16 protein-coding genes are annotated in these 20,557 nt (G+C 54.4%); 9 read left to right on the forward strand and 7 right to left on the reverse strand.

Annotated features, from left to right (window positions below; translation table 11 throughout):
• Positions 1 to 161: 161 nt before the first annotated feature.
• Positions 162 to 1,226 carry an AI-2E family transporter gene (locus tag M987_RS22145; RefSeq protein WP_014071288.1) on the reverse strand — a complete coding sequence of 355 codons (1,065 nt, stop codon included), beginning with the start codon at positions 1,224 to 1,226 and terminating at the stop codon, positions 162 to 164.
• 221 nt (positions 1,227 to 1,447) lie between these two features.
• Between M987_RS22145 and bepA the strand changes: the two genes are divergently transcribed.
• Positions 1,448 to 2,911 (forward strand): beta-barrel assembly-enhancing protease, encoded by a 1,464-nt coding sequence (gene bepA, locus M987_RS22150; protein WP_014071289.1) that lies wholly within the window; start codon positions 1,448 to 1,450, stop codon positions 2,909 to 2,911.
• A gap of 18 nt (positions 2,912 to 2,929) precedes the next feature.
• Complete coding sequence (gene arsC / locus M987_RS22155) at positions 2,930 to 3,286, forward strand: arsenate reductase (glutaredoxin) (RefSeq protein WP_014071290.1); 357 nt, start codon at positions 2,930 to 2,932, stop codon at positions 3,284 to 3,286.
• Here arsC and M987_RS22160 read toward each other — a convergent pair.
• Complete coding sequence (locus M987_RS22160; RefSeq protein WP_014071291.1) at positions 3,283 to 4,107, reverse strand: helix-turn-helix domain-containing protein; 825 nt, start codon at positions 4,105 to 4,107, stop codon at positions 3,283 to 3,285. The two genes, arsC and M987_RS22160, sit on opposite strands and share 4 nt — an antisense overlap.
• 159 nt (positions 4,108 to 4,266) lie before the next feature.
• Between M987_RS22160 and celB the strand changes: the two genes are divergently transcribed.
• The 3 genes from celB to M987_RS22175 are packed head-to-tail and all read left to right on the forward strand — an operon-like array spanning position 4,267 to position 7,970.
• Entirely contained in the window at positions 4,267 to 5,586 is a 1,320-nt protein-coding gene (gene celB / locus M987_RS22165) for a PTS cellobiose transporter subunit IIC (protein ID WP_014071292.1), read from the forward strand.
• A gap of 3 nt (positions 5,587 to 5,589) precedes the next feature.
• Positions 5,590 to 6,546: a glycosylasparaginase gene (locus M987_RS22170; RefSeq protein ID WP_014071293.1), complete on the forward strand. Its 957-nt coding sequence runs from the start codon at positions 5,590 to 5,592 to the stop codon at positions 6,544 to 6,546.
• Positions 6,546 to 7,970 (forward strand): leucyl aminopeptidase family protein, encoded by a 1,425-nt coding sequence (locus M987_RS22175; protein ID WP_014071294.1) that lies wholly within the window; start codon positions 6,546 to 6,548, stop codon positions 7,968 to 7,970. Before M987_RS22170 ends, M987_RS22175 begins: the two co-directional genes overlap by 1 nt.
• Before the next feature lie 63 nt (positions 7,971 to 8,033).
• Here M987_RS22175 and M987_RS22180 read toward each other — a convergent pair whose 3' ends face one another.
• The 4 genes from M987_RS22180 to M987_RS22195 all read right to left on the reverse strand — a co-directional run bounded on the left by M987_RS22180 (position 8,034) and on the right by M987_RS22195 (position 12,490).
• Complete coding sequence (locus M987_RS22180; RefSeq protein WP_217187534.1) at positions 8,034 to 8,735, reverse strand: DnaA inactivator Hda; 702 nt, start codon at positions 8,733 to 8,735, stop codon at positions 8,034 to 8,036.
• 95 nt (positions 8,736 to 8,830) lie between these two features.
• Positions 8,831 to 10,120 carry a uracil permease gene (gene uraA, locus M987_RS22185; protein ID WP_014071295.1) on the reverse strand — a complete coding sequence of 430 codons (1,290 nt, stop codon included), beginning with the start codon at positions 10,118 to 10,120 and terminating at the stop codon, positions 8,831 to 8,833.
• A gap of 87 nt (positions 10,121 to 10,207) precedes the next feature.
• Complete coding sequence (upp, locus tag M987_RS22190; RefSeq protein WP_014071296.1) at positions 10,208 to 10,834, reverse strand: uracil phosphoribosyltransferase; 627 nt, start codon at positions 10,832 to 10,834, stop codon at positions 10,208 to 10,210.
• A gap of 225 nt (positions 10,835 to 11,059) precedes the next feature.
• Positions 11,060 to 12,490 carry a 6-phospho-beta-glucosidase gene (locus M987_RS22195; RefSeq protein WP_014071297.1) on the reverse strand — a complete coding sequence of 477 codons (1,431 nt, stop codon included), beginning with the start codon at positions 12,488 to 12,490 and terminating at the stop codon, positions 11,060 to 11,062.
• 266 nt (positions 12,491 to 12,756) lie between these two features.
• Between M987_RS22195 and purM the strand changes: the two genes are divergently transcribed.
• The 4 genes from purM (at position 12,757) to ppx (ending at position 18,249) form a co-directional block, all read left to right on the forward strand.
• On the forward strand, positions 12,757 to 13,794 hold the full coding sequence (gene purM, locus M987_RS22200; RefSeq protein WP_014071298.1) for a phosphoribosylformylglycinamidine cyclo-ligase: 1,038 nt from the start codon (positions 12,757 to 12,759) through the stop codon (positions 13,792 to 13,794).
• Positions 13,791 to 14,432: a phosphoribosylglycinamide formyltransferase gene (gene purN, locus M987_RS22205; protein ID WP_014071299.1), complete on the forward strand. Its 642-nt coding sequence runs from the start codon at positions 13,791 to 13,793 to the stop codon at positions 14,430 to 14,432. The genes purM and purN overlap by 4 nt, the downstream gene beginning before the upstream one ends.
• Positions 14,433 to 14,637: 205 nt before the next feature.
• A complete protein-coding gene (gene ppk1, locus M987_RS22210; RefSeq protein ID WP_014071300.1) occupies positions 14,638 to 16,698 on the forward strand; it encodes a polyphosphate kinase 1 in 2,061 nt (686 codons plus the stop codon).
• Between the two features lie 3 nt (positions 16,699 to 16,701).
• Positions 16,702 to 18,249, forward strand: a complete 1,548-nt coding sequence (ppx, locus tag M987_RS22215; protein WP_014071301.1) for an exopolyphosphatase — start codon at positions 16,702 to 16,704, stop codon at positions 18,247 to 18,249.
• A 4-nt stretch (positions 18,250 to 18,253) separates the two neighbouring features.
• Here ppx and M987_RS22220 read toward each other — a convergent pair whose 3' ends face one another.
• Positions 18,254 to 20,494: a bifunctional diguanylate cyclase/phosphodiesterase gene (locus M987_RS22220; protein WP_014071302.1), complete on the reverse strand. Its 2,241-nt coding sequence runs from the start codon at positions 20,492 to 20,494 to the stop codon at positions 18,254 to 18,256.
• Positions 20,495 to 20,557 lie beyond the last annotated feature (63 nt).

The following is a 20,557-nucleotide window of genomic DNA, read 5'->3' on the forward strand; positions in this document are numbered from 1 at the left end:
GGGTAGCAGGAAAGTCTGAGTGAACGGAACGATGCCACTAAAATAACAGAGTGGCTTCATACCGCTTAACTGACTGGCATTACAACGCAGGTTGCCGTTTTTAGTATTTTTCCCCTCTCCCGTGGAAGAGGTTGGGGTGAGGGCATCAGACCGCGCAACCTCTACGTTTCGTCGACCGCAGGCACATCCGGCCATGCGTGCACCACCGCCTTAATCAGCGTCGCCAGTGGAATAGCAAAGAACACGCCCCAGAATCCCCACAACCCGCCAAAAATCACTACCGATAAAATAATCACCAGCGGATGCAGGTTAACAGCCTCAGAGAACAGCACCGGCACCAGCAGATTGCCGTCCAGCCCCTGTATGATCAGGTACACCGCGAAGCAACTCCAGAATTCGGTTCCCAGACCAAACTGGAACAACGCAACGCCCACCACGGGAATAGTCACCACAAAAGCACCGATATACGGGATGAGCACCGAAAGCCCCACCAGCACCGCCAGCAGCAGCGAGTAGTTCAGACCGAAGATCAGGAAGCCAATCCAGGTCGCCACACCCACCACAATCATCTCCAGCACCTTGCCGCGAATGTAGTTGGTGATCTGCTGGTTCATTTCTTCCCAGACCTGCCCGGCCAGACCGCGGTTACGCGGCAGAATGCGCCGTACCGCATTCAGCATCTGATCTTTATCTTTGACCAGGAAGAAAACCATTAACGGAACCAGCACCAGATACACCGCCAGCGTCAGCAGACCAACCAGGGACGCCAGGGAGTATTTCACCACGGAATCCCCCATCGTCATGATCCGGGCGCGCATATTTTCAGCCATCGCATCAATAATTCCAGCGTCCATCAACGCAGGATAGCGGCGCGGTAGCGTGGCGGCAAAATCGGAGAGCTTATTCAACATGCCAGGCATATCGCGGATAAGGTAAATGCCCTGCTGCCAGGCAACTGGCATCACCACAAAAGACATCAGCAACAGGATGCCGACAAACAACACCAGCACAATGCTGGTCGCCCAGCGACGAGAGCAGCCGATATTTTCCAGTCGCACCGTTGGCCACTCCAGCAGATACGCCAGAACAATGGCCACCAGCAGCGGAGCCAGCAGGCCGCTAAAGAAGAACAGAATACCGAATCCGGCAACCAGAATGACGAGCAAAGCAATGGCTTCCGGGTCGCTAAAACGACGCCGGTACCACTGCATTAACATTTCGAGCATACAACCCTTCCCTGAATCGAATGGCGGGAGTGAGAATGTGAATTGTATCTAACTGTCACAAAAAAGACTTTCGCTTTTTGTATCACTGTAACGATCCGCAAAAGCCTGATGAATGGGATTTTCTTCATGCTGCAACACGGCTACACTCGCAGGGCAGTGGTGATGAACGAAGTACGGGTTCGTCGGTCAAATTAGCACACCCAAAATACAGGACAGTGGTTATGTTCAGGCAGTTGAGAAAAACACTGGTTGCGACACTTATCGCCGCACTGACGGTCGGTCAGGTCATGCCTGCTTTTGCCGACTCGGCCGATACTTTGCCGGATATGGGCACCTCAGCAGGAAGCACGCTCTCCATCGGGCAAGAGATGCAAATGGGTGATTACTACGTTCGCCAGTTGCGCGGCAGTGCTCCGCTCATTAATGACCCGCTACTGGTGCAATACATCAACGGCCTGGGGATGCGTCTTGTCTCGCACGCCAACTCGGTGAAAACCCCGTTCCACTTCTATTTAATCAATAACGACGAAATCAACGCCTTCGCCTTCTTTGGCGGCAACGTGGTGCTGCATTCGGCGTTATTCCGCTATTCCGATAACGAAAGCCAGCTCGCTTCAGTAATGGCGCACGAAATCTCCCACGTCACGCAGCGCCACCTGGCGCGCGCGATGGAAGACCAGAAACGTAATGCCCCGCTGACCTGGGTTGGCGCACTGGGCTCGATTCTGCTGGCAATGGCCAGCCCTCAGGCCGGGATGGCAGCGTTAACCGGTACGCTGGCCGGTACGCGCCAGGGCATGATCAGCTTTACCCAGCAGAACGAACAGGAAGCTGACCGCATCGGTATTCAGGTGTTGCAGCGCGCAGGATTTGATCCGCAGGCCATGCCAACCTTCCTGGAAAAACTGCTCGATCAGGCACGTTATTCAACACGCCCACCTGAAATCTTACTGACTCACCCCCTGCCGGAAAGCCGTCTGTCAGATGCGCGTAACCGCGCCAACCAGATGCGCCCGGTGGTGGTGCAGTCGTCGCAGGATTTCTATATGGCGAAAGTGAGAACGCTGGGGATGTATAAATCCGGGCGTAATATGCTTACCAGCGATCTGCTGGATGCGCTGGCTAAAGGCAACGTGCGCGAGAAAAATGCGGCGCAGTACGGCCAGGCATTGCAGGCGATGGAAGCCGATAAATACGATGAAGCGCGCAAAGCGCTGCAACCCCTTCTGTCGGCAGACCCGAATAATCCGTGGTATCTCGACCTTGCCACCGATATCGACCTGGGGCAGAAAAAAGCCAGCGATGCCATTAATCGCCTGAAGGGTGCAAAAGATGTGCGTACCAACCCGGTACTGCAATTAAACCTGGCGAATGCTTACTTACAGGGCGGCCAGCCAAATGAAGCGGCGAACATTCTTAACCGCTACACCTTTAATAATAAAGACGACCAAAACGGTTGGGATTTACTGGCGCAAGCGGAAGCACAGCTGGGCAACCGCGATCAGGAGCTGGCGGCGCGTGCTGAAGGTTTTGCGCTGGTCGGCCGCCTCGATCAGGCGATTTCGCTGTTAAGCAGTGCCAGCTCGCAGGTTAAGCTCGGCAGCCTGCAACAGGCTCGCTACGATGCCCGAATCGATCAGCTGCGTGGTTTGCAGCAGCGCTTCAAGCCGTATGAAAAGATGTAATAAAGGAGAGAACAGGTCATGACAGACGCGGTAAAAATCTACCACAACCCTCGCTGCTCCAAGAGCCGCGACACCCTCAGCCTGCTGAAGTCTAACGGCGTGGATCCTGACGTGGTGCTGTATCTGGAAACACCGCCGGATGCGCAGACTATCCGCCAACTGCTGCACATGCTGGGAATGGGCAGCGCAAGAGAACTGATGCGCCAGAAAGAAGACCTGTATAAGTCGCTCAATCTGGACGACTCGCATCTTACAGAAGACCAGCTGGTTCAGGCGATGGTTGAAAATCCAAAGCTGATTGAGCGCCCGATAGTCGTTGCCAACGGCCAGGCACGTATTGGTCGCCCACCGGAAGACGTGCTCGAAATCCTCTAATCTTTACGCCGCAGTGCTTCGAGAAAGGCCTGCGGCGTACAATCCCCCAGCTTTTTCTGCGTTTTCCCCTGGTTGTAGAAATCACACATCTGGATCAGGAGCTGCCCGGCCGGCTCAACATTCACCCGCGGAATAAGCTCCCCTAACGGAACCGCCACCTGCACGGCATTGTGTTTTGCCGCATGGGCCTTCACCGCGATATCGCGCCCGGGCAGAGCGACCTCAAAACCAAAAGTCTCAAGAGATTGTATATCAGCCGGACAGGCATCCAGCAGCGCCAGCACCCAGTTCGTCAGCAGCTGGGGTGAAACACCGGCGTAAAGGCGGGCATACAGCCATCCGCTCACAGGCTCACGCGCCCACAGCAGATGTTGCTCTCCTCCGTCATCCATATGCAGCGATAACGGCTGATGGTGCAATGCCAGCTGCCGGGGCACAATACCGGCCTTTAGCGCCTTTTTTCCCTGCAAGGGCGCGTTTCTGGTTTTTGCCGACGCGGGTTTCAGGTAGCGGTTCAGCGTGGCGCGAGAAACGGCAATCCCCAGCCCTTCATTGACCAGAAGGAGTAACTCATCAAGGGGGGCGCCAGTAGTATCACGAAGACAATTCACCAGTAAAACCTGATCTTGTCTCATCGCTTTGTGTATCACTTTTGGTGTGGTGTGATTATCTGAAACCTGCTCACGATTACGCCAGCGCCTGACGGTTGTCACAGAGATCCCAAGCTCGGTAGCCAGCTCCCTGTCGCTTTTATCAGACTGCTGAAGATAGCGGCGAATACGCGGTGTGGTTGTGGCGTTGGCGTGCAGTTTGATTTCCATCGCGAGAGTTCCAGTTAATTTTCTTATAACCAATCTGATGAGATTTATATTACCTCAGCGAATACAATGTGACCGATTTCACCTTTCACTCACCTCGCTTCACTGATAATCCACAGACATAACATAAACAACACTACTCAATCTTGTACGGAGTTCACAATGAACAATGTTCTGGGATTTCTTGAAGCAAAACTGATGCCGCTGGCAGCAAAAACGGCACAGCAGCGTCATCTTGGGGCCATTCGCGGTGCCTACGTTTCATTCATGCCGTTTATCATCGTTGGCTCAATACTGCTGGTGATCTCGTCGTTCCCGAATCAAACCTATCAGCACTTTATGGCGCAGGCCTTTGGTGAGAGCTGGAGCGCGATTATCGAAATCCCGTTCAATGCGGTGTTCTCGACCATGTCGTTGTTCATTAGCTTCCTGGTCGCCTTCCGCCTGGCCGAACACTACGGTGAAGACCGCATCTCTTGCGGTATTCTGGCGCTGGTGGCATTCCTGATCCTGACGCCGTTTATTAAGGTGGCTGAAAACGGCGGTATTACTGTAATACCGGTGGAGTGGATAGGCAGTAAGGGGCTGTTTGTGGCGATGATCGGCTCGCTGCTGTGGACGGAACTGTTCTGCTGGCTGAAGCGCAAAAATCTGGTCATCAAAATGCCAGATGGTGTGCCACCTGCGGTGCAGGAGTCGTTTGCGGCGCTGATCCCGGCCCTGCTGGTCATGATTCTGGTGCTGGTTATCCGCATCGTCTTCGAAAACACCCACTACCACACCATTCATCAGTTTATTTACGAGGTCGTTGCCACGCCGGTGCGCCACTACGGCACGTCCTACTTTGGCGCGCTGATGACGGTGTTCAGTATCACTATCCTGTGGTCAGTGGGCATTAACTCCGGCTCGATGATCAACGGCATTATTCGCCCGCTGTGGATGGAGAACCAGACCGATAACATCGCCGCTATCCAGGCGGGTACAACCCCGCCGCACATTATTACCGAACAGTTTTTTGACATGATCTGGATGGGTGGCGCAGGCGCAACCCTGTCGCTGGTGATAGCCATGCTGATTTTCGCCCGCAGTAAAAACATGCGCGAAGTGGCCCGGCTTGGCGCAGGGGCCTCGGTGTTCAACATTAACGAACCGATCCTGTTTGGCCTGCCGGTCATCATGAACCCCATCATGCTTATCCCTTTCAATCTTGTCCCGCTGGTGCTGGTCACCGTGCAGTATGCGGCGATGAAAATCGGTGCGGTTGCCGTCACCACCGGGGTCTTTATCCCCTGGACGCTGCCACCCGTCATCAGCGGTTTTATCGTCACCGGACATCTCAGTGGCAGCGTCATGCAGCTTATCAACTTGCTGATCGGCGCAATGCTGTACCTGCCTTTCATGCGTATCGTGGATAAACAGTACCGCGCGGCGGAAATTGCCACCCTTACGCAACCCGAAACCACGCTGGCTAAACAGGAGTAAAGCATGTGGGGAATTATCGCAACCTGGCGAATGGCGCTTGAAGGGGTAACGGAGTCTGCGTCTGCGCTGGCTGCGGGGAAACCGGTGGCAACAGCGGTAGTGGATGCTGTCGCCACCGTAGAGGACTTCCCGTTTTATAAATCCGTCGGCTATGGCGGGCTTCCCACGGAGAATGGCGAAGTGGAACTCGACGCCGCATACATGGACGGCGATTCGCTGGCCTTTGGTGCCGTGGGTAATCTGGTGGATATTGCCAACCCGGTGCGCGTCGCTCACGCATTAAGCCGCCAGCGCTATAACAGCCTGCTGGTTGGCCAGGGCGCGCGCGAGTGGGCTCTGAGCCAGGGCTTTTCCGACAAAACCATGCTGACCGACCGCGCTATGCAGCATTACCGCAAACGCTGCCGCGAAACGCTGGATAAGGGCTTAAGCCCGTACGATGGCCACGATACCGTCGGCATTATCGGCCTGGATAAACAGGGTTCGATGAGCGTGGCGACCTCCACCAGCGGCCTGTTTATGAAAAAGCGTGGCCGCATTGGTGATTCACCCATCATTGGCTCCGGCTTTTACTGTGACAGTGAAACCGGTGCCGCCACCGCTACCGGCGTGGGTGAAGATCTGATGAAAGGCTGCACCAGCTACGAAATTGTGCGCCGGATGGCGCAGGGAATGTCACCGCAACAGGCGGCAGACTCGGTGGTCTTTGAGCTGGAAGATAAGCTGATGTCTCGCTTTGGCCGTGTGGGGGACCTCTCCGTCGTCTGCATGAATAACAAAGGCGAATTCGGCGCAGCCACCAATATCAAAACCTTTTCGTTCGTGGTGGCCACCGCCCGCCAGCCGCTCACAGTGTTTCGCACCGAGCGGCTACGGGAGAAAACCCATTATCACGCCGTCGATGACGACTGGATGCAGGCTTATGCCGAGCGTATTCGCGCCCCGATTGAGGAAGAATGATGATCACCTGGCAACTCATAACCACCCTTTCACAGGCTAAGCCACAGAGTCACCTGATTGCCTGTTCGTCCTGTTCACAGCTGCCGGACACGGCGCTTATCGCTGAAATGCGTGAACAGAAAACCGTCGCAGATACCCGTTTTAGTTGCACCCCGTTTTCCCGGATAACCCTACTGCCAGAGGCTTTGTGGAACGACGCGCTGACCGGGGGCTTACTTGCCGCACTGCGCCCCCTTTTCGCCGCCCCTGTCAGCCGTGAGGTGGTGCTTGATGTGACGAACATCCACGATACGGTCCTGGCGCAGGTGCTCCTGTTTCTCTTTAATCAGGCCCATTCCCTGAGCGATTTGCAGCTGAAGAAAACCGACGAAACCGCCGTCCGCCTTTGCCACATTACTGCTCTCTGTCGACCGGAACAGCAGGCAAGCCTGGAAACATTCTTCCGCCAGCAGCAGGCCGTTGCGCAGGGCATGGTCGCCGCAAGACGCCTAGCCGACCTTCCATCCGATCGTTGTACCCCACAGTTTATGGTCGAAGAGGCGCAGAAACTGTGTGCCGCCTTCCCTGCCCTGCACTGCGAGGTGCTTGATGAACGGCAGATCGTGGCGCAAGGTCTGGGGCTGCTGCACGCTGTTGGCAAAGGCGCTACCTGCCCGCCGCGTCTGCTGGCCATCCACTATAACGGTGTGCCTGACGGCCCGGTGCGCTGCTACGTGGGCAAAGGCATTACGTTTGATACCGGCGGCCTGTGGCTGAAAGAAGGCGCGGGCATGTACACCATGAAGTACGACATGTGCGGCGCGGCAAACGTGCTGGGTTTGATGCTCAGCGTGGCAGAGCTGGGCCTACCCGTTCGGATCATGGGCGTGCTGGCCCTGGCAGAAAACGCCATTGGTCCGGACGCCATGCAGCCCGGCACGGTAGCGACAGCCTGCAACGGCACCACGGTGGAAATCAACAATACCGATGCTGAAGGGCGACTGGTGCTGGCAGATGCTATCGCCTGGGCCAGCAAGCGCCATCCGCAGGCGCGCTATATTATTGATATGGCAACGCTAACGGGGGCAGTGGTGAAAGCGCTGGGGTATGAATTGAGTGGGTTGATGACGCAGGATGAGCCATTACGCCATGCGCTTACCCGGGCAGGTCAAAAGAGCGGCGATGAAGTATGGTCGCTGCCGCTGGATGCGCGGCTGAAAAAGCAGACCGACAGTGCCATTGCCGATCTGTGCAACACGCCTACCAACAACGCGGCGATTAGCGCGTCGGCGGCCTGGCTGCTGCACCACTTCTGCCCGCCGACGATCCCGTGGGCACATCTGGATATTAGCGGTACGGCGTTGTGGCGTGAGAATGGGCGGAGCGTGGCATCGGGCAGGCCGATTCCGCTGCTCATGGAGCACTTGTTGGGGGATAGTGCCTGAATGTTAAGCCGGGTGGCGGGTTTTCGTAGGCCCGGTAAGCGCAGCGCCACCGGGCGAGCAAACTCAAAGCTTGAGAATATCTTTCACAAACGGAATGGTCAGCTTGCGCTGGGCGGTAATGGAGGCACGATCGAGCTGATCGAGCGTATCAAACAGCGTGCGCATTTCGCGATCCAGGCGCTTGAGCAGGAAGCGACCCACATCTTCCGGAAGTTCAAATCCGCGCAGTCTTGCCCGTAATTGCAGAGCCTGGAGTTTGTCTTCATCAGACAGCGGCTGCAATTTGTAGATTTGCCCCCAGTCCAGGCGCGAAGCCAGATCCGGCAGCCCCAGATTGAGCTGGCGCGGTGGACGATCGCCGGTGATCAGCAGCCGGGTTTTGCCCGACTCCAGGATGCGGTTATAGAGATTAAACATCGCCATTTCCCATGGCTCATCTCCCGCAACGCATTCGATATTGTCGATGCAGACCAAAGAGAGGTGTTCCATTCCCTCCAGCACTTCGGGTACGAACCAGGTACGTTTATCCAGCGGCACATAGCCTACTGCGTCACCGCGCGCAGAAAGCTCCGCGCAGGCTGCGTGCAACAGATGGCTGCGCCCCGCGCCTTCGCGTGACCAGATATAGATGTATCCGCTGTGTTCCTGGCGCAACACGTTTTGCAGTGCGGCCAGTAAAGAGGGGTTATCACCCGGCCAGAAACTCGCGAAAGTTTCGTCGTCAGGTAGATAAAGTGGCAGAGAGAGCTGTGCCGGTCCGTTCAGAAATACCTCAACCAGATCTTACATAAAATCGGCAACGAGTTTAGCACGGAACCTGCAAGGTGAGAACCGGGCGGATCATCCGCCCGGTTTTGAGATCAATGTGGTGCTTTTTCGCTGTCGTCAGCATCCAGCACAACTTCTTCCGGGCGCAGAACGGAGATCAGTTTAAAGATCAGGCTCAGCGCCACACCCACGATGGTGGCCAGCGCCATACCTTTCAGCTCGGCTGCACCAATGTGTACCTTCGCACCGCTCACGCCGATGATCAGGATAACAGAGGTCAGGATCAGGTTTTGTGCTTTGCTGTAATCCACTTTGGATTCAATCAGTACGCGAATACCGGATGCACCGATCACCCCGTACAGCAGCAGAGAGACACCGCCCATGACCGGAACCGGGATAATCTGAATGGCAGCGGCCAGCTTGCCCACACAGGAGAGCAGGATCGCGATAATTGCCGCACCACCAATAACCCAGGTGCTATATACACGGGTGATCGCCATTACGCCGATGTTCTCACCGTAAGTGGTGTTAGGCGTAGAGCCGAAGAAACCGGAGATAATCGTAGAAAGGCCGTTAGCAAACATCGAACGGTGCAGGCCCGGGTCGCGGATCAGGTCACGCTTAACGATGTTGGCCGTCACCACCAGGTGACCCACGTGTTCCGCGATAACCACCAGCGCCGCTGGCAGAATGGTGAAAATAGCAAACCATTCGAAACGCGGGGTGTAGAAGGTTGGCAGTGCGAACCAGTGCGCCTGCGCGATAGGTGTCGTATCCACAACACCCATCACGAAGGAGAGCGCATAACCCGCCAGCACACCGATAAGGATCGGGATAATGGCCATAAATCCGCGGAACAGCACAGAGCCAAATACGGTCACACCCAGCGTTACCAGCGAGATGATGATGGTTTTGGAATCCGGTGACTGGCCGTCAGCAGGCAGCAGGCCCGCCATATTTGCCGCAACACCCGCCAGTTCAAGACCAATGACGGCAACGATTGCGCCCATCGCCGCAGGCGGGAACATCACATCCAGCCAGCCCGTACCCGCTTTTTTCACAATGAAGGAAACCAGACAGAACAGCACGCCGCACATAATGAAACCACCCAGCGCCACTTCATAACCTAACGGCAGCAGCAGCAACACTGGCGAGATAAAGGCAAAGCTCGACCCCAGATAGGCCGGGATTTTACCTTTACAGATAAAGAGATAAAGCAGCGTACCGACACCGTTAAACAGCAGTACGGTAGCCGGGTTAATGTGAAACAGGATTGGCACTAGCACGGTTGCGCCAAACATGGCGAACAGGTGCTGCAAACTAAGCGGGATTGTCTGTAAAAGCGGCGGTCTTTCACTCACCCCGATAGCACGGCGCGTCATAGTGTTTTCCTCAAGTGTTGTTTGTTGTGGGACGTTTTATTCAAAAAAAAGCCGACTATCAAAGTCGGCTTTTCATTTGTTATTCGATTATTTAGTACCAAAAATCTTATCGCCGGCATCGCCAAGCCCCGGGATAATGTACCCGTGCTCGTTCAGCCCCTGGTCGATAGATGCAGTGTACAGCTCAACATCCGGGTGCGCTTTTTCCAGCGCAGCGATACCTTCAGGTGCCGCAACCAGAACCAGAACTTTAATGCTGCTACAGCCTGCTTTTTTCAGCAGATCGATGGTGGCGATCATAGAGCCGCCGGTCGCAAGCATTGGGTCAACAACCAGCGCCATACGCTCGTCGATGTTGGACACCAGCTTCTGGAAATACGGAACCGGCTCCAGCGTCTCTTCATTACGGTAGATACCCACAACGCTGATACGCGCGCTTGGTACGTGCTCCAGCACACCTTCCATCATGCCCAGACCCGCACGCAGGATTGGCACAACGGTAATTTTCTTACCTTTGATCTGCTCGACCTGAACCGGACCGTTCCAGCCTTCGATGGTCACTTTTTCAGTTGCCAGGTCAGAGGTTGCTTCGTAAGTCAGCAGGCTACCCACTTCCGATGCCAGTTCGCGAAAACGCTTCGTGCTGATGTCATGCTCACGCATCAGGCCCAGCTTGTGTTTAACGAGTGGGTGTTTCACTTCCACAATCTTCATTCTCTTTCTCCTCTGAGGTGGCAACCGCAAAAAAATCGCGGGATTATACCGCTTTTTTCGGATTAGGCCATACCCATCTTGCTTGACTACGATCAATCAAAATGATTTAGAGACAAAAAAACCGGAGACAAGCTCCGGCTTTGGTGCGGGGTTCTGCCGGGTGGCGCTAACGCTTACCCGGCCTACAAATCCCGTAGGCCCGGCAAGCGCAGCGCCACCGGGCAATTATAGCTGCTCGCCGTTACTGGCAATAACCTGCTGATACCAGTCGAACGACTTCTTCTTACTGCGGTTCAGCGTACCGTTTCCTTCATTGTCTTTATCGACAAAGATAAAACCGTAGCGTTTTTTCATCTCGCCAGTACCGGCGGAAACCAGATCGATACAGCCCCACGGGGTGTAACCCATCAGGTCAACGCCGTCTTCCACCACCGCCTTTTTCATCTCGCTGATGTGCGCCGCAAGATAATCAATGCGGTACTGATCGTTCACCGTACCGTCACTCTCCTGCACGTCGATTGCGCCAAAACCGTTCTCCACGATAAACAGCGGCAGCTGATAGTGATCCCAGAACCAGTTCAGGGAATAACGCAGGCCAACCGGGTCAATCTGCCAGCCCCAGTCAGATTTTTGCACGTACGGGTTAGAGACCAGGCTCTTACTTTCGTCGTAATCCAGCTGTGGATTATCTGCCGTGGCTTTGGTGGCGAATGACATGTAATAGCTGAAACCGATGTAATCCACGCAGCCTTGTTTCAGCGCGGCTTTATCTTCAGCGGTAATATCCAGCGCGAAGCCACGACGCTCAAAGTAGTTGAGCAGATGCTGCGGGTACTTGCCGCGTACGTGCACGTCGGTAAACCAGTAACGACGGTGCATTGCATTCATCGCCATCATCATGTCGTCTGGCGCGCAGGTCAGCGGATAAATCGGGCACATAGCAATCATGCAGCCAATCTGCAACGACGGGTTAATTTCACGCCCGGCTTTGACGGCCAGCGCGCTGGCCACCAGCTCGTAGTGCGCCGCCTGGAACATCACCGGCTCGCGGTCTTCGCCCGGCTCGTACTTCAGCCCGGAGTTAGTAAACGGCGCGAAGTCTTCGTGGAAGTTTGCCTGGTTGTTGATCTCGTTGAAGGTCATCCAGTACTTCACTTTATGCTGGTAGCGCTGGAAGACCACTTTTGAGAAACGCACAAAGAAATCGATCAGCTTGCGGTTACGCCAGCCGCCGTATTCGGTAACCAGATGGAAAGGCATTTCGAAGTGCGAGAGCGTGATGACCGGTTCGATGCCGTACTTCAGGCACTCGTCGAACAGGTCGTCGTAGAATTTCAGGCCAGCCTCATTAGGCTCCAGCTCATCCCCTTTCGGGAAAATACGCGTCCAGGCGATAGAGGTTCGGAAACATTTGAACCCCATTTCAGCAAAGAGTCGGATGTCTTCTTTATAGCGATGGTAGAAATCGATGGCTTCATGGTTCGGGTAATTTTTCCCCTGCAACACGCCGTTGGTGATTTCACGCGGTACGCCATGCGCGCCTGCGGTCATCACGTCGGCGACGCTGACGCCCTTGCCACCCTCTTTCCAGCCGCCTTCAAGCTGGTGCGCCGCAACCGCGCCTCCCCACAGAAAACCTTCTTTAAATCCTGGCATTCGCTTTCCCTCATTCTGCGTTATTTTCTGCAAAAATAATTACAGAAACCGGTTTCAGTTCGATGATGTGCAAAGGGACAGCGCGTTGCAAGCAGATCACCGAAACCGGTTTCATTTTCGTGAACAGAGTCAAGTTTGGCGGCTCTTACCTGCCCGGAAGAAAAAAAAATCCTCGTACCGAGAATAGGCTCGCAAACGTTTGCCTGGACTGTTAGAATTGCGCCGATTTTTCTTACTAGCTATGCAATCGCGTGGGGACTTGAGCCGTGACCAACAAAACTTCTCTCAGCTACAAAGATGCCGGTGTTGATATTGACGCAGGTAATGCGCTGGTTGACCGAATCAAAGGTGTGGTGAAAAAAACCCGCCGCCCGGAAGTGATGGGTGGTCTGGGTGGATTCGGCGCACTGTGCGCGCTGCCGCAAAAATATCGTGAACCTGTTCTGGTCTCGGGTACTGACGGTGTAGGTACTAAACTGCGCCTGGCGATGGATCTTAAACGTCATGACACGATCGGTATCGATCTGGTGGCAATGTGCGTAAACGACCTGGTGGTACAGGGCGCTGAGCCGCTGTTCTTCCTCGACTACTACGCAACCGGCAAACTGGACGTGGATACCGCAGCCAGCGTGATTAACGGCATCGCCGAAGGTTGTCTGCAATCGGGCTGTTCACTGGTCGGTGGCGAAACCGCTGAAATGCCAGGTATGTACCACGGTGAAGATTATGACGTCGCCGGCTTCTGCGTCGGCGTGGTAGAAAAATCAGAAATTATCGACGGCAGCAAAGTGGCTGACGGCGATGTGCTGGTTGCGCTGGCTTCCAGCGGCCCGCATTCCAACGGTTATTCTCTGGTACGTAAAATCCTTGAAGTCAGCGGTTCTGACCCGCTGACCACTGAACTGGATGGCAAACCTCTGGCCGATCACCTGCTGGCACCAACCCGCATCTACGTGAAAAACGTGCTGGAGCTTATCGAGAACGTCGACGTTCACGCGATTGCCCACCTGACCGGTGGCGGCTTCTGGGAAAACATTCCACGCGTACTGCCGGATAACACCCAGGCCGTGATCGACGAATCCTCCTGGCAGTGGCCGTCCGTATTTAACTGGCTGCAAACCGCAGGCAACGTCAGCTCTCATGAAATGTATCGTACCTTTAACTGCGGCGTGGGCATGGTCATCGCGCTGCCTGCAAGCGAAGCGGATAAGGCGATTGCGCTTCTGAATGAGAAAGGTGAAAACGCGTGGAAAATCGGTATCATCAAAGCATCTGATTCCGAACAGCGTGTGGTCATTGAATGAAAAACATCGTGGTGCTCATTTCCGGCAACGGAAGCAATTTGCAGGCGGTCATTGACGCCTGCAAACAGAAGAAGATAAATGGCACCATACGTGCAGTTTTCAGCAACAAGGCCGATGCATTCGGCCTTGAGCGTGCCCGCGATGCCAATATCCCGGCGCACGCGCTGGAAGCCAGCCAGTTCTCGGGGCGTGAAGCCTTTGACCGCGAACTGGTGCAAGAGATAGACGCCTACGCGCCGGATGTGGTGGTGCTGGCAGGATACATGCGTATTCTCAGCCCGGCGTTCGTTTCTCACTATTCCGGGCGTCTGCTCAATATCCACCCTTCTCTTCTGCCTAAATACCCGGGCCTGCATACCCATCGCCAGGTGCTGGAAAATGGCGATGAAGAGCACGGGACGTCCGTACACTTCGTGACCGACGAACTTGACGGCGGGCCTGTTATTTTACAGGCGAAGGTTCCGGTATTTGACGGCGACACCGAAGAGGATGTGACAGAGCGCGTGCAGACGCAGGAACACGCTATATATCCGTTGGTGGTGAGCTGGTTTGTCGATGGGCGTCTGGAGATGCGCGACGGCACGGCCTGGCTGGACGGCGTTCAGTTACCCCCGCAGGGCTATGCGGCGGAAGAGTAGTTTGTTATGTCGGGTGGCGCTGCGCTTACCCGACCTACACATTGCATTACCCGATATTCCCTTCCCTCAAACCTCTAAAATCCCCCAGAAAAAAAATAACTGTCATACTTTTCTGGCACTGTTGGACATATCGTGGAAATGCTCGCCATAATAAGGACGAGACGAATTTACCACGTCCTGTGATTGAACTGGAGTGTGAGCTGTAATGGGTCAGGAAAAGTTATATATCGAGAAAGAGCTAAGCTGGTTAGCATTCAACGAGCGTGTCCTTCAGGAAGCGGCAGATAAAGCCAACCCGCTGATTGAGCGTATGCGTTTTTTGGGTATTTATTCCAACAACCTGGATGAATTCTATAAAGTTCGCTTTGCAGAGCTGAAGCGCCGAATCATCATCAGTGAAGAGCAAGGCTTAAACTCGCACTCGCGGCATCTACTTGGAAAAATCCAGGCCCGCGTGTTGAAAGCCGATCAGGAATTTGACGGTCTGTACAACGAACTGCTGCTGGAAATGGCACGCAACCAAATCTTCCTGATCAACGAACGTCAGCTTTCCGTCAACCAGCAAACCTGGTTACGCCACTACTTCAAACAGTATCTGCGCCAGCACATTACCCCGATTCTGATTAACCGCGAAACTGACCTGGTGCAGTTCCTGAAAGATGATTACACCTATCTGGCGGTTGAGATCATTCGCGGCGAATCTATTCGCTATGCGCTGCTGGAAATCCCGTCTGATAAGGTTCCGCGTTTTGTGAACCTGCCCCCGGAAACGCCGCGCCGACGCAAGCCTATGATCCTGCTGGACAACATTCTGCGTTATTGCCTGGACGATATCTTCAAAGGCTTCTTCGATTACGATGCGTTAAACGCCTATTCCATGAAGATGACCCGTGACGCCGAATATGACCTGGTGCACGAGATGGAAGCCAGCCTGATGGAGCTGATGTCATCCAGCCTGAAACAGCGTCTGACGGCAGAGCCAGTGCGCTTCGTTTATCAGCGTGACATGCCAGATGCCATGGTTGAAATGCTGCGCGAAAAACTGACGATTTCCCGCTATGACTCCATCGTACCGGGTGGTCGCTACCACAACTTTAAAGACTTTATTGGTTTCCCGAACGTCGGCAAAGCCAACCTGGTCAACAAACCGCTGCCGCGTTTACGCCATCTCTGGTTTGATAAATTCCGCAACGGATTTGATGCTATTCGCGAACGCGATGTGCTGCTCTACTATCCGTATCACACGTTTGAACACGTGCTGGAACTGCTGCGCCAGGCCTCTTTCGACCCGAACGTGCTGGCCATCAAGATCAACATCTACCGCGTGGCCAAAGATTCACGCATCATTGATGCCATGATCCATGCTGCGCATAACGGCAAGAAAGTGACCGTTGTCGTTGAGTTGCAGGCGCGTTTCGACGAAGAAGCCAACATTCACTGGGCTCGTCGTCTGACGGAAGCGGGTGTGCACGTTATCTTCTCGGCCCCTGGTCTGAAAATTCACGCCAAACTGTTCCTGATCTCCCGTAAAGAGGGTGACGACGTGGTGCGTTATGCCCATATCGGTACCGGTAACTTTAACGAGAAGACGGCACGAATTTATACCGACTACTCACTGCTGACCGCCGATGCGCGCATCACCAACGAAGTGCGCCGGGTGTTTAACTTCATTGAGAACCCCTACCGCCCGGTCAGCTTCGATTATCTGCTGGTATCGCCGCAGAACTCTCGTCGCCTGCTGTACGAGATGATCGACAAAGAGATCGCCAATGCGCAAAAAGGGTTGTCTTCCGGCATCACGCTGAAGCTTAACAACCTGGTGGATAAAGGACTGGTCGACAGACTTTACGCTGCGTCCAGTTCAGGCGTGCCGGTCAATCTGCTGATTCGCGGTATGTGTTCCCTGATCCCGGAACTGGAAGGTATCAGCGAAAATATCCGCGTGATCAGCATCGTTGACCGCTATCTGGAGCACGACAGGATCTACATTTTCGATAATGCGGGAGATAAACAAGTTTATCTTTCATCTGCGGACTGGATGACACGCAATATTGATTACAGAATTGAAGTAGCGGCTCCGCTGCTTGATCCTCGTCTGAAGCAGCAGATCCTCGACATTATCGAGATTTTGTTTAGCGATACGGTGAAAGCACGCCATATCGATAAAGAACTCAGTAACCGCTATGTGCCGCGCGGCAACCGCCGCAAAGTGCGGTCACAGTTGGCGATTTACGACTATATCAAATCACTCGAGCAACCCGATTAACCTATGCCGATAAATGATCAGACCCCACGACCGCAGGAATTTGCCGCGGTCGATCTTGGCTCTAACAGTTTCCACATGGTCATCGCCCGTGAGGTGGATGGCGCGTTGCAGATAATCGGTCGTCTGAAGCAACGTGTACATCTGGCGGACGGTCTGGATGAGAGAAGTATGCTCAGCGAAGAAGCGATGGAGCGCGGCCTAAACTGCCTGTCTCTGTTCGCTGAACGCCTGCAAGGCTTTTCTCCCTCCAGCGTTTGTATCGTGGGAACACATACTTTGCGCCAGGCGCTGAATGCGCCGGAATTTCTCAAACGTGCTGAAAAAGTGATCCCCTACCCGATTGAAATCATCTCGGGTAATGAAGAAGCGCGTCTGATTTTCATGGGCGTGGAACACACGCAGCCCGAAAAAGGCCGCAAGCTGGTGATCGACATCGGCGGTGGTTCGACGGAGCTGGTAATAGGCGAAGACTTCGAACCACGTCTGGTGGAAAGCCGTCGCATGGGGTGTGTCAGCTTTGCGCAGATCTACTTCCCTGGTGGAGCAATCACCCGCGAAAACTTTCAGCGTGCGCGCATGGCAGCCATTCAAAAGCTGGAAACGCTCTCCTGGCAGTACCGCATACAGGGCTGGAACGTGGCGCTTGGGGCATCCGGTAGCATTAAAGCGGCGCATGAAGTGCTGCTGGCGATGGGTGAAAAAGACGGTTTTATTACCCCAGAACGCCTGACCATGCTCACCGAAGAGGTGCTCAAGCATAAAAGCTTTAACGCGCTGAGCCTGCCCGGTCTTTCCGACGAACGTAAAGCGGTGTTTGTGCCGGGCCTTGCTATCCTGTGCGGTGTGTTTGATGCGCTGGCCATTAAGGAGTTGCGTCTTTCCGATGGCGCGCTGCGTGAAGGTGTCCTGTATGAAATGGAAGGCCGCTTCCGTCATCAGGATATCCGCAGCCGCACGGCGCAAAGCCTGGCTAACCAGTACAACATTGACCGTGAACAGGCCAAGCGCGTGCTGGATACCACGACCCAAATGTATGACCAGTGGCAAGAGCAGAATCCTAAGCTTGCGCATCCGCAGCTGGCCGCGTTGCTGAAATGGGCCGCCATGCTGCACGAAGTGGGACTGAATATTAACCACAGTGGAATGCATCGCCATTCTGCTTATATTCTGCAAAACAGTGATTTACCTGGCTTCAACCAGGAGCAGCAGATGATGATGGCGACGCTGGTGCGTTACCATCGCAAAGCCATTAAGCTCGACGAGCTGCCGCGCTTTACGCTGTTTAAGAAAAAGCAGTTCCTGCCGTTGATTCAGCTGCTGCGTTTAAGCGTGCTGCTGAATAACCAGCGCCAGGCGACCACCACGCCGCCGACGCTGCGCCTGAAAACGGACGATCATCACTGGACGCTGAGTTTCCCGCATGACTGGTTTAGCCAGAATGCGCTGGTGCTGCTGGACTTGGAACGCGAGCAACAGTACTGGGAAGCCGTGACCGGCTGGTTACTGAAAATTGAAGAAGAGAGCTCACCTGACGCGAACGTTGCGGCCTAGTGACTCAGGCGCTCTCACAGGGCGCCTTCTTTTCGAGTAACGATTCCAGCGGCACAGGTTTACCTATCAGGTATCCCTGAACATAATCGATACCTAGCGCGTGCACCGCGCTACGTATCTCTTCAGTTTCCACATATTCCGCCACCACCAGCATTTTCTTCATCCGGGCCAGATGGCAAATTGATGCCACAATCTGATAATCCAGACTGTTGCTCACAATATTGCGAATAAAGCTGCCATCAATCTTCAGAATATCGGCATCGACGCTTTTCAGACGCGCATAGCTGGCATATCCCGTGCCAAAGTCATCAATGGCAATACGCACGCCCATCTGCTGCAACTGCCTGAGCGTTTGCGCCGCCAGCGGCGAATTGCCGAAGCTACTGCTTTCGGTGATTTCAAACACTAACTGCCAGGCCTCAACGCTGTACTTCCTTAGCAGGCGGCTGACTTCCAGCGGCAGTTGCGCCCGACACACCGTCGACGGTGCCAGGTTAATGGCAAAACGCTGGCCCGGAAGTCTGTCGCGATGTTCAGTGAGAAAACGCAGCGTACGTTCCAGTACCCACAAATCAACACGCGACGACAAACCAAACTCCTGAGCCACCGGCAGGAACATATCAGGCGAGATGAGTTCACCCCGTTCATCTGACATCCTCAGCAACACTTCATGGTAATGATCGCCACGCAGTCCCCGCACCGGCTGAATCATCAGGGTAAACTCATCCTGCTCCAGCGCGCGCTGGAGCCGGTTCATCATTGCCACTTTGCCCTTCAGATCCCGCTGCAAATTCACGGCACCGCGCTGCTGAAGGTTTTCAGGATGGTTGGTAGACATCGAAAGGTCAGCAATGACCCCCATCTCACCCAGAACAAGATAGAGATGATTAACCGGCGAACGGACCAGGCAGTAGCTGACGCCCACCTGGGGCTGCAACGGCATTCCATCCCAGACAAACCGGAACTGTTTAATATGCTCATCCAGCGTGTCGATACGCTGCTGGTGAGATTCTGTATTCAGGCGTACAGCCAGGTCGTAGCCTGTAAGATGGTAAACCCGTTCATTGGGCTGGAGCGTGCCATTAATCCATTCCGCCAGTTTTTGTTTGTACTGAATACGCAGCAGCACGCCATAGTTACGCCCTAACACTTCCAGCTCAGGGATACGCAGCAAACAAAGCGCCGACCACGGATTTTTGGCCAGATCGCGCGACAACGCCCGCAGGTTTGGCATATGCACTACCGGGTCGAGCAGCGCCAGCCTGCGCGCGCGGATATTAATGGCCCGCTGGCGTGTCGCCAGCATGGACATATAAGTCACCACAAACGAAAAGACCAGATAGCTCGACGAGGTGATCGCCAGCTGCACGTCATATCCCTGGTGCAGCGGAATGTAGCGGTAATAGTAGTGAATGGAAACCAGCAGTACCGGCGTCCAGATAATCGACATCAGCTTATAGCCAAACCGCATTGCGCCCCAAAGCATCACAGGCATCAGCAGCGACAAAGTATAGTTAGTACTGAAAATGGAGCTGTTTTCGTTCATCGGGACCAGCAGCAGAGAAAGCAAGCCGCCTAACATCACGGCCCAGCTCAGGAACTCCAGGGCGCTGACTTTCTTATCTATCTGCGCACGTACCTGAGAGATCAAACCTCTGATGTAGCGCGGGTTACGGATCAGGCGAATCAACAGATAGCTCAATGGCACGCCCGTCAGCCCGCTGACCAGCAGCGCCTGATAATTGATAAGCGTACGGATATTCAGGGGATTCAGACCCGCCAAACTCTGGCGGCTTTCATACACCCCCAGATACACCGCGAACTGAAACAGCAACAGAAACAGCGTCGCAGGGCAAAAGACTTGCCAGAAAATGCGCTGTGCCATCAGGCGCACATCCCCATAGGCCGTCATATTACGTCTGGGGGTAAATACGCGATACCCTCCCCAACTCAGCACCAGCGGGACGATAAAATGCAAAATACCTGCGCCCGTTTCAAACAGCCCAACCGAAGGGTAGTAGCGGAAAAACAGCGCCAGAATGATCCCGGGGACGGCCACCAGGCCAAAAAACGACATCATGGCCAGCAGGAAAAAGAGAGGGAGGTAATAGAGAACAGCCACTCCATCACCCAGTTGCGCAAAGGTATTTACCCTACTCAGCAACGGCAACAATACGATGGGTAAAATTAGCGGAAGCGCCCACCAGCGATCTTTGTTGTTTTTCAGGAAGAGGAGAATGTTCATAGATGCCCGATTAAAAACCCATTCGCTCCTGTGGGTAAATTAAGACAGGCATCCAACCTGACG

Origin of the sequence: Enterobacter soli ATCC BAA-2102 (assembly GCF_001654845.1) — a bacterium.
Lineage (GTDB): Bacteria > Pseudomonadota > Gammaproteobacteria > Enterobacterales > Enterobacteriaceae > Enterobacter > Enterobacter soli.

Excerpts from the sequence above, each read along its gene's own strand:
- M987_RS22145 (WP_014071288.1), bottom strand. The coding sequence starts at position 1,226 with ATGCTCGAAATGTTAATGCAGTGGTACCGGCGTCGTTTTAGCGACCCG.
- bepA (WP_014071289.1), top strand. The coding sequence starts at position 1,448 with ATGTTCAGGCAGTTGAGAAAAACACTGGTTGCGACACTTATCGCCGCA.
- arsC (WP_014071290.1), top strand. The coding sequence starts at position 2,930 with ATGACAGACGCGGTAAAAATCTACCACAACCCTCGCTGCTCCAAGAGC.
- M987_RS22160 (WP_014071291.1), bottom strand. The coding sequence starts at position 4,107 with ATGGAAATCAAACTGCACGCCAACGCCACAACCACACCGCGTATTCGC.
- celB (WP_014071292.1), top strand. The coding sequence starts at position 4,267 with ATGAACAATGTTCTGGGATTTCTTGAAGCAAAACTGATGCCGCTGGCA.
- M987_RS22170 (WP_014071293.1), top strand. The coding sequence starts at position 5,590 with ATGTGGGGAATTATCGCAACCTGGCGAATGGCGCTTGAAGGGGTAACG.
- M987_RS22175 (WP_014071294.1), top strand. The coding sequence starts at position 6,546 with ATGATCACCTGGCAACTCATAACCACCCTTTCACAGGCTAAGCCACAG.
- uraA (WP_014071295.1), bottom strand. The coding sequence starts at position 10,120 with ATGACGCGCCGTGCTATCGGGGTGAGTGAAAGACCGCCGCTTTTACAG.
- upp (WP_014071296.1), bottom strand. The coding sequence starts at position 10,834 with ATGAAGATTGTGGAAGTGAAACACCCACTCGTTAAACACAAGCTGGGC.
- M987_RS22195 (WP_014071297.1), bottom strand. The coding sequence starts at position 12,490 with ATGCCAGGATTTAAAGAAGGTTTTCTGTGGGGAGGCGCGGTTGCGGCG.
- purN (WP_014071299.1), top strand. The coding sequence starts at position 13,791 with ATGAAAAACATCGTGGTGCTCATTTCCGGCAACGGAAGCAATTTGCAG.
- ppk1 (WP_014071300.1), top strand. The coding sequence starts at position 14,638 with ATGGGTCAGGAAAAGTTATATATCGAGAAAGAGCTAAGCTGGTTAGCA.
- ppx (WP_014071301.1), top strand. The coding sequence starts at position 16,702 with ATGCCGATAAATGATCAGACCCCACGACCGCAGGAATTTGCCGCGGTC.
- M987_RS22220 (WP_014071302.1), bottom strand. The coding sequence starts at position 20,494 with ATGAACATTCTCCTCTTCCTGAAAAACAACAAAGATCGCTGGTGGGCG.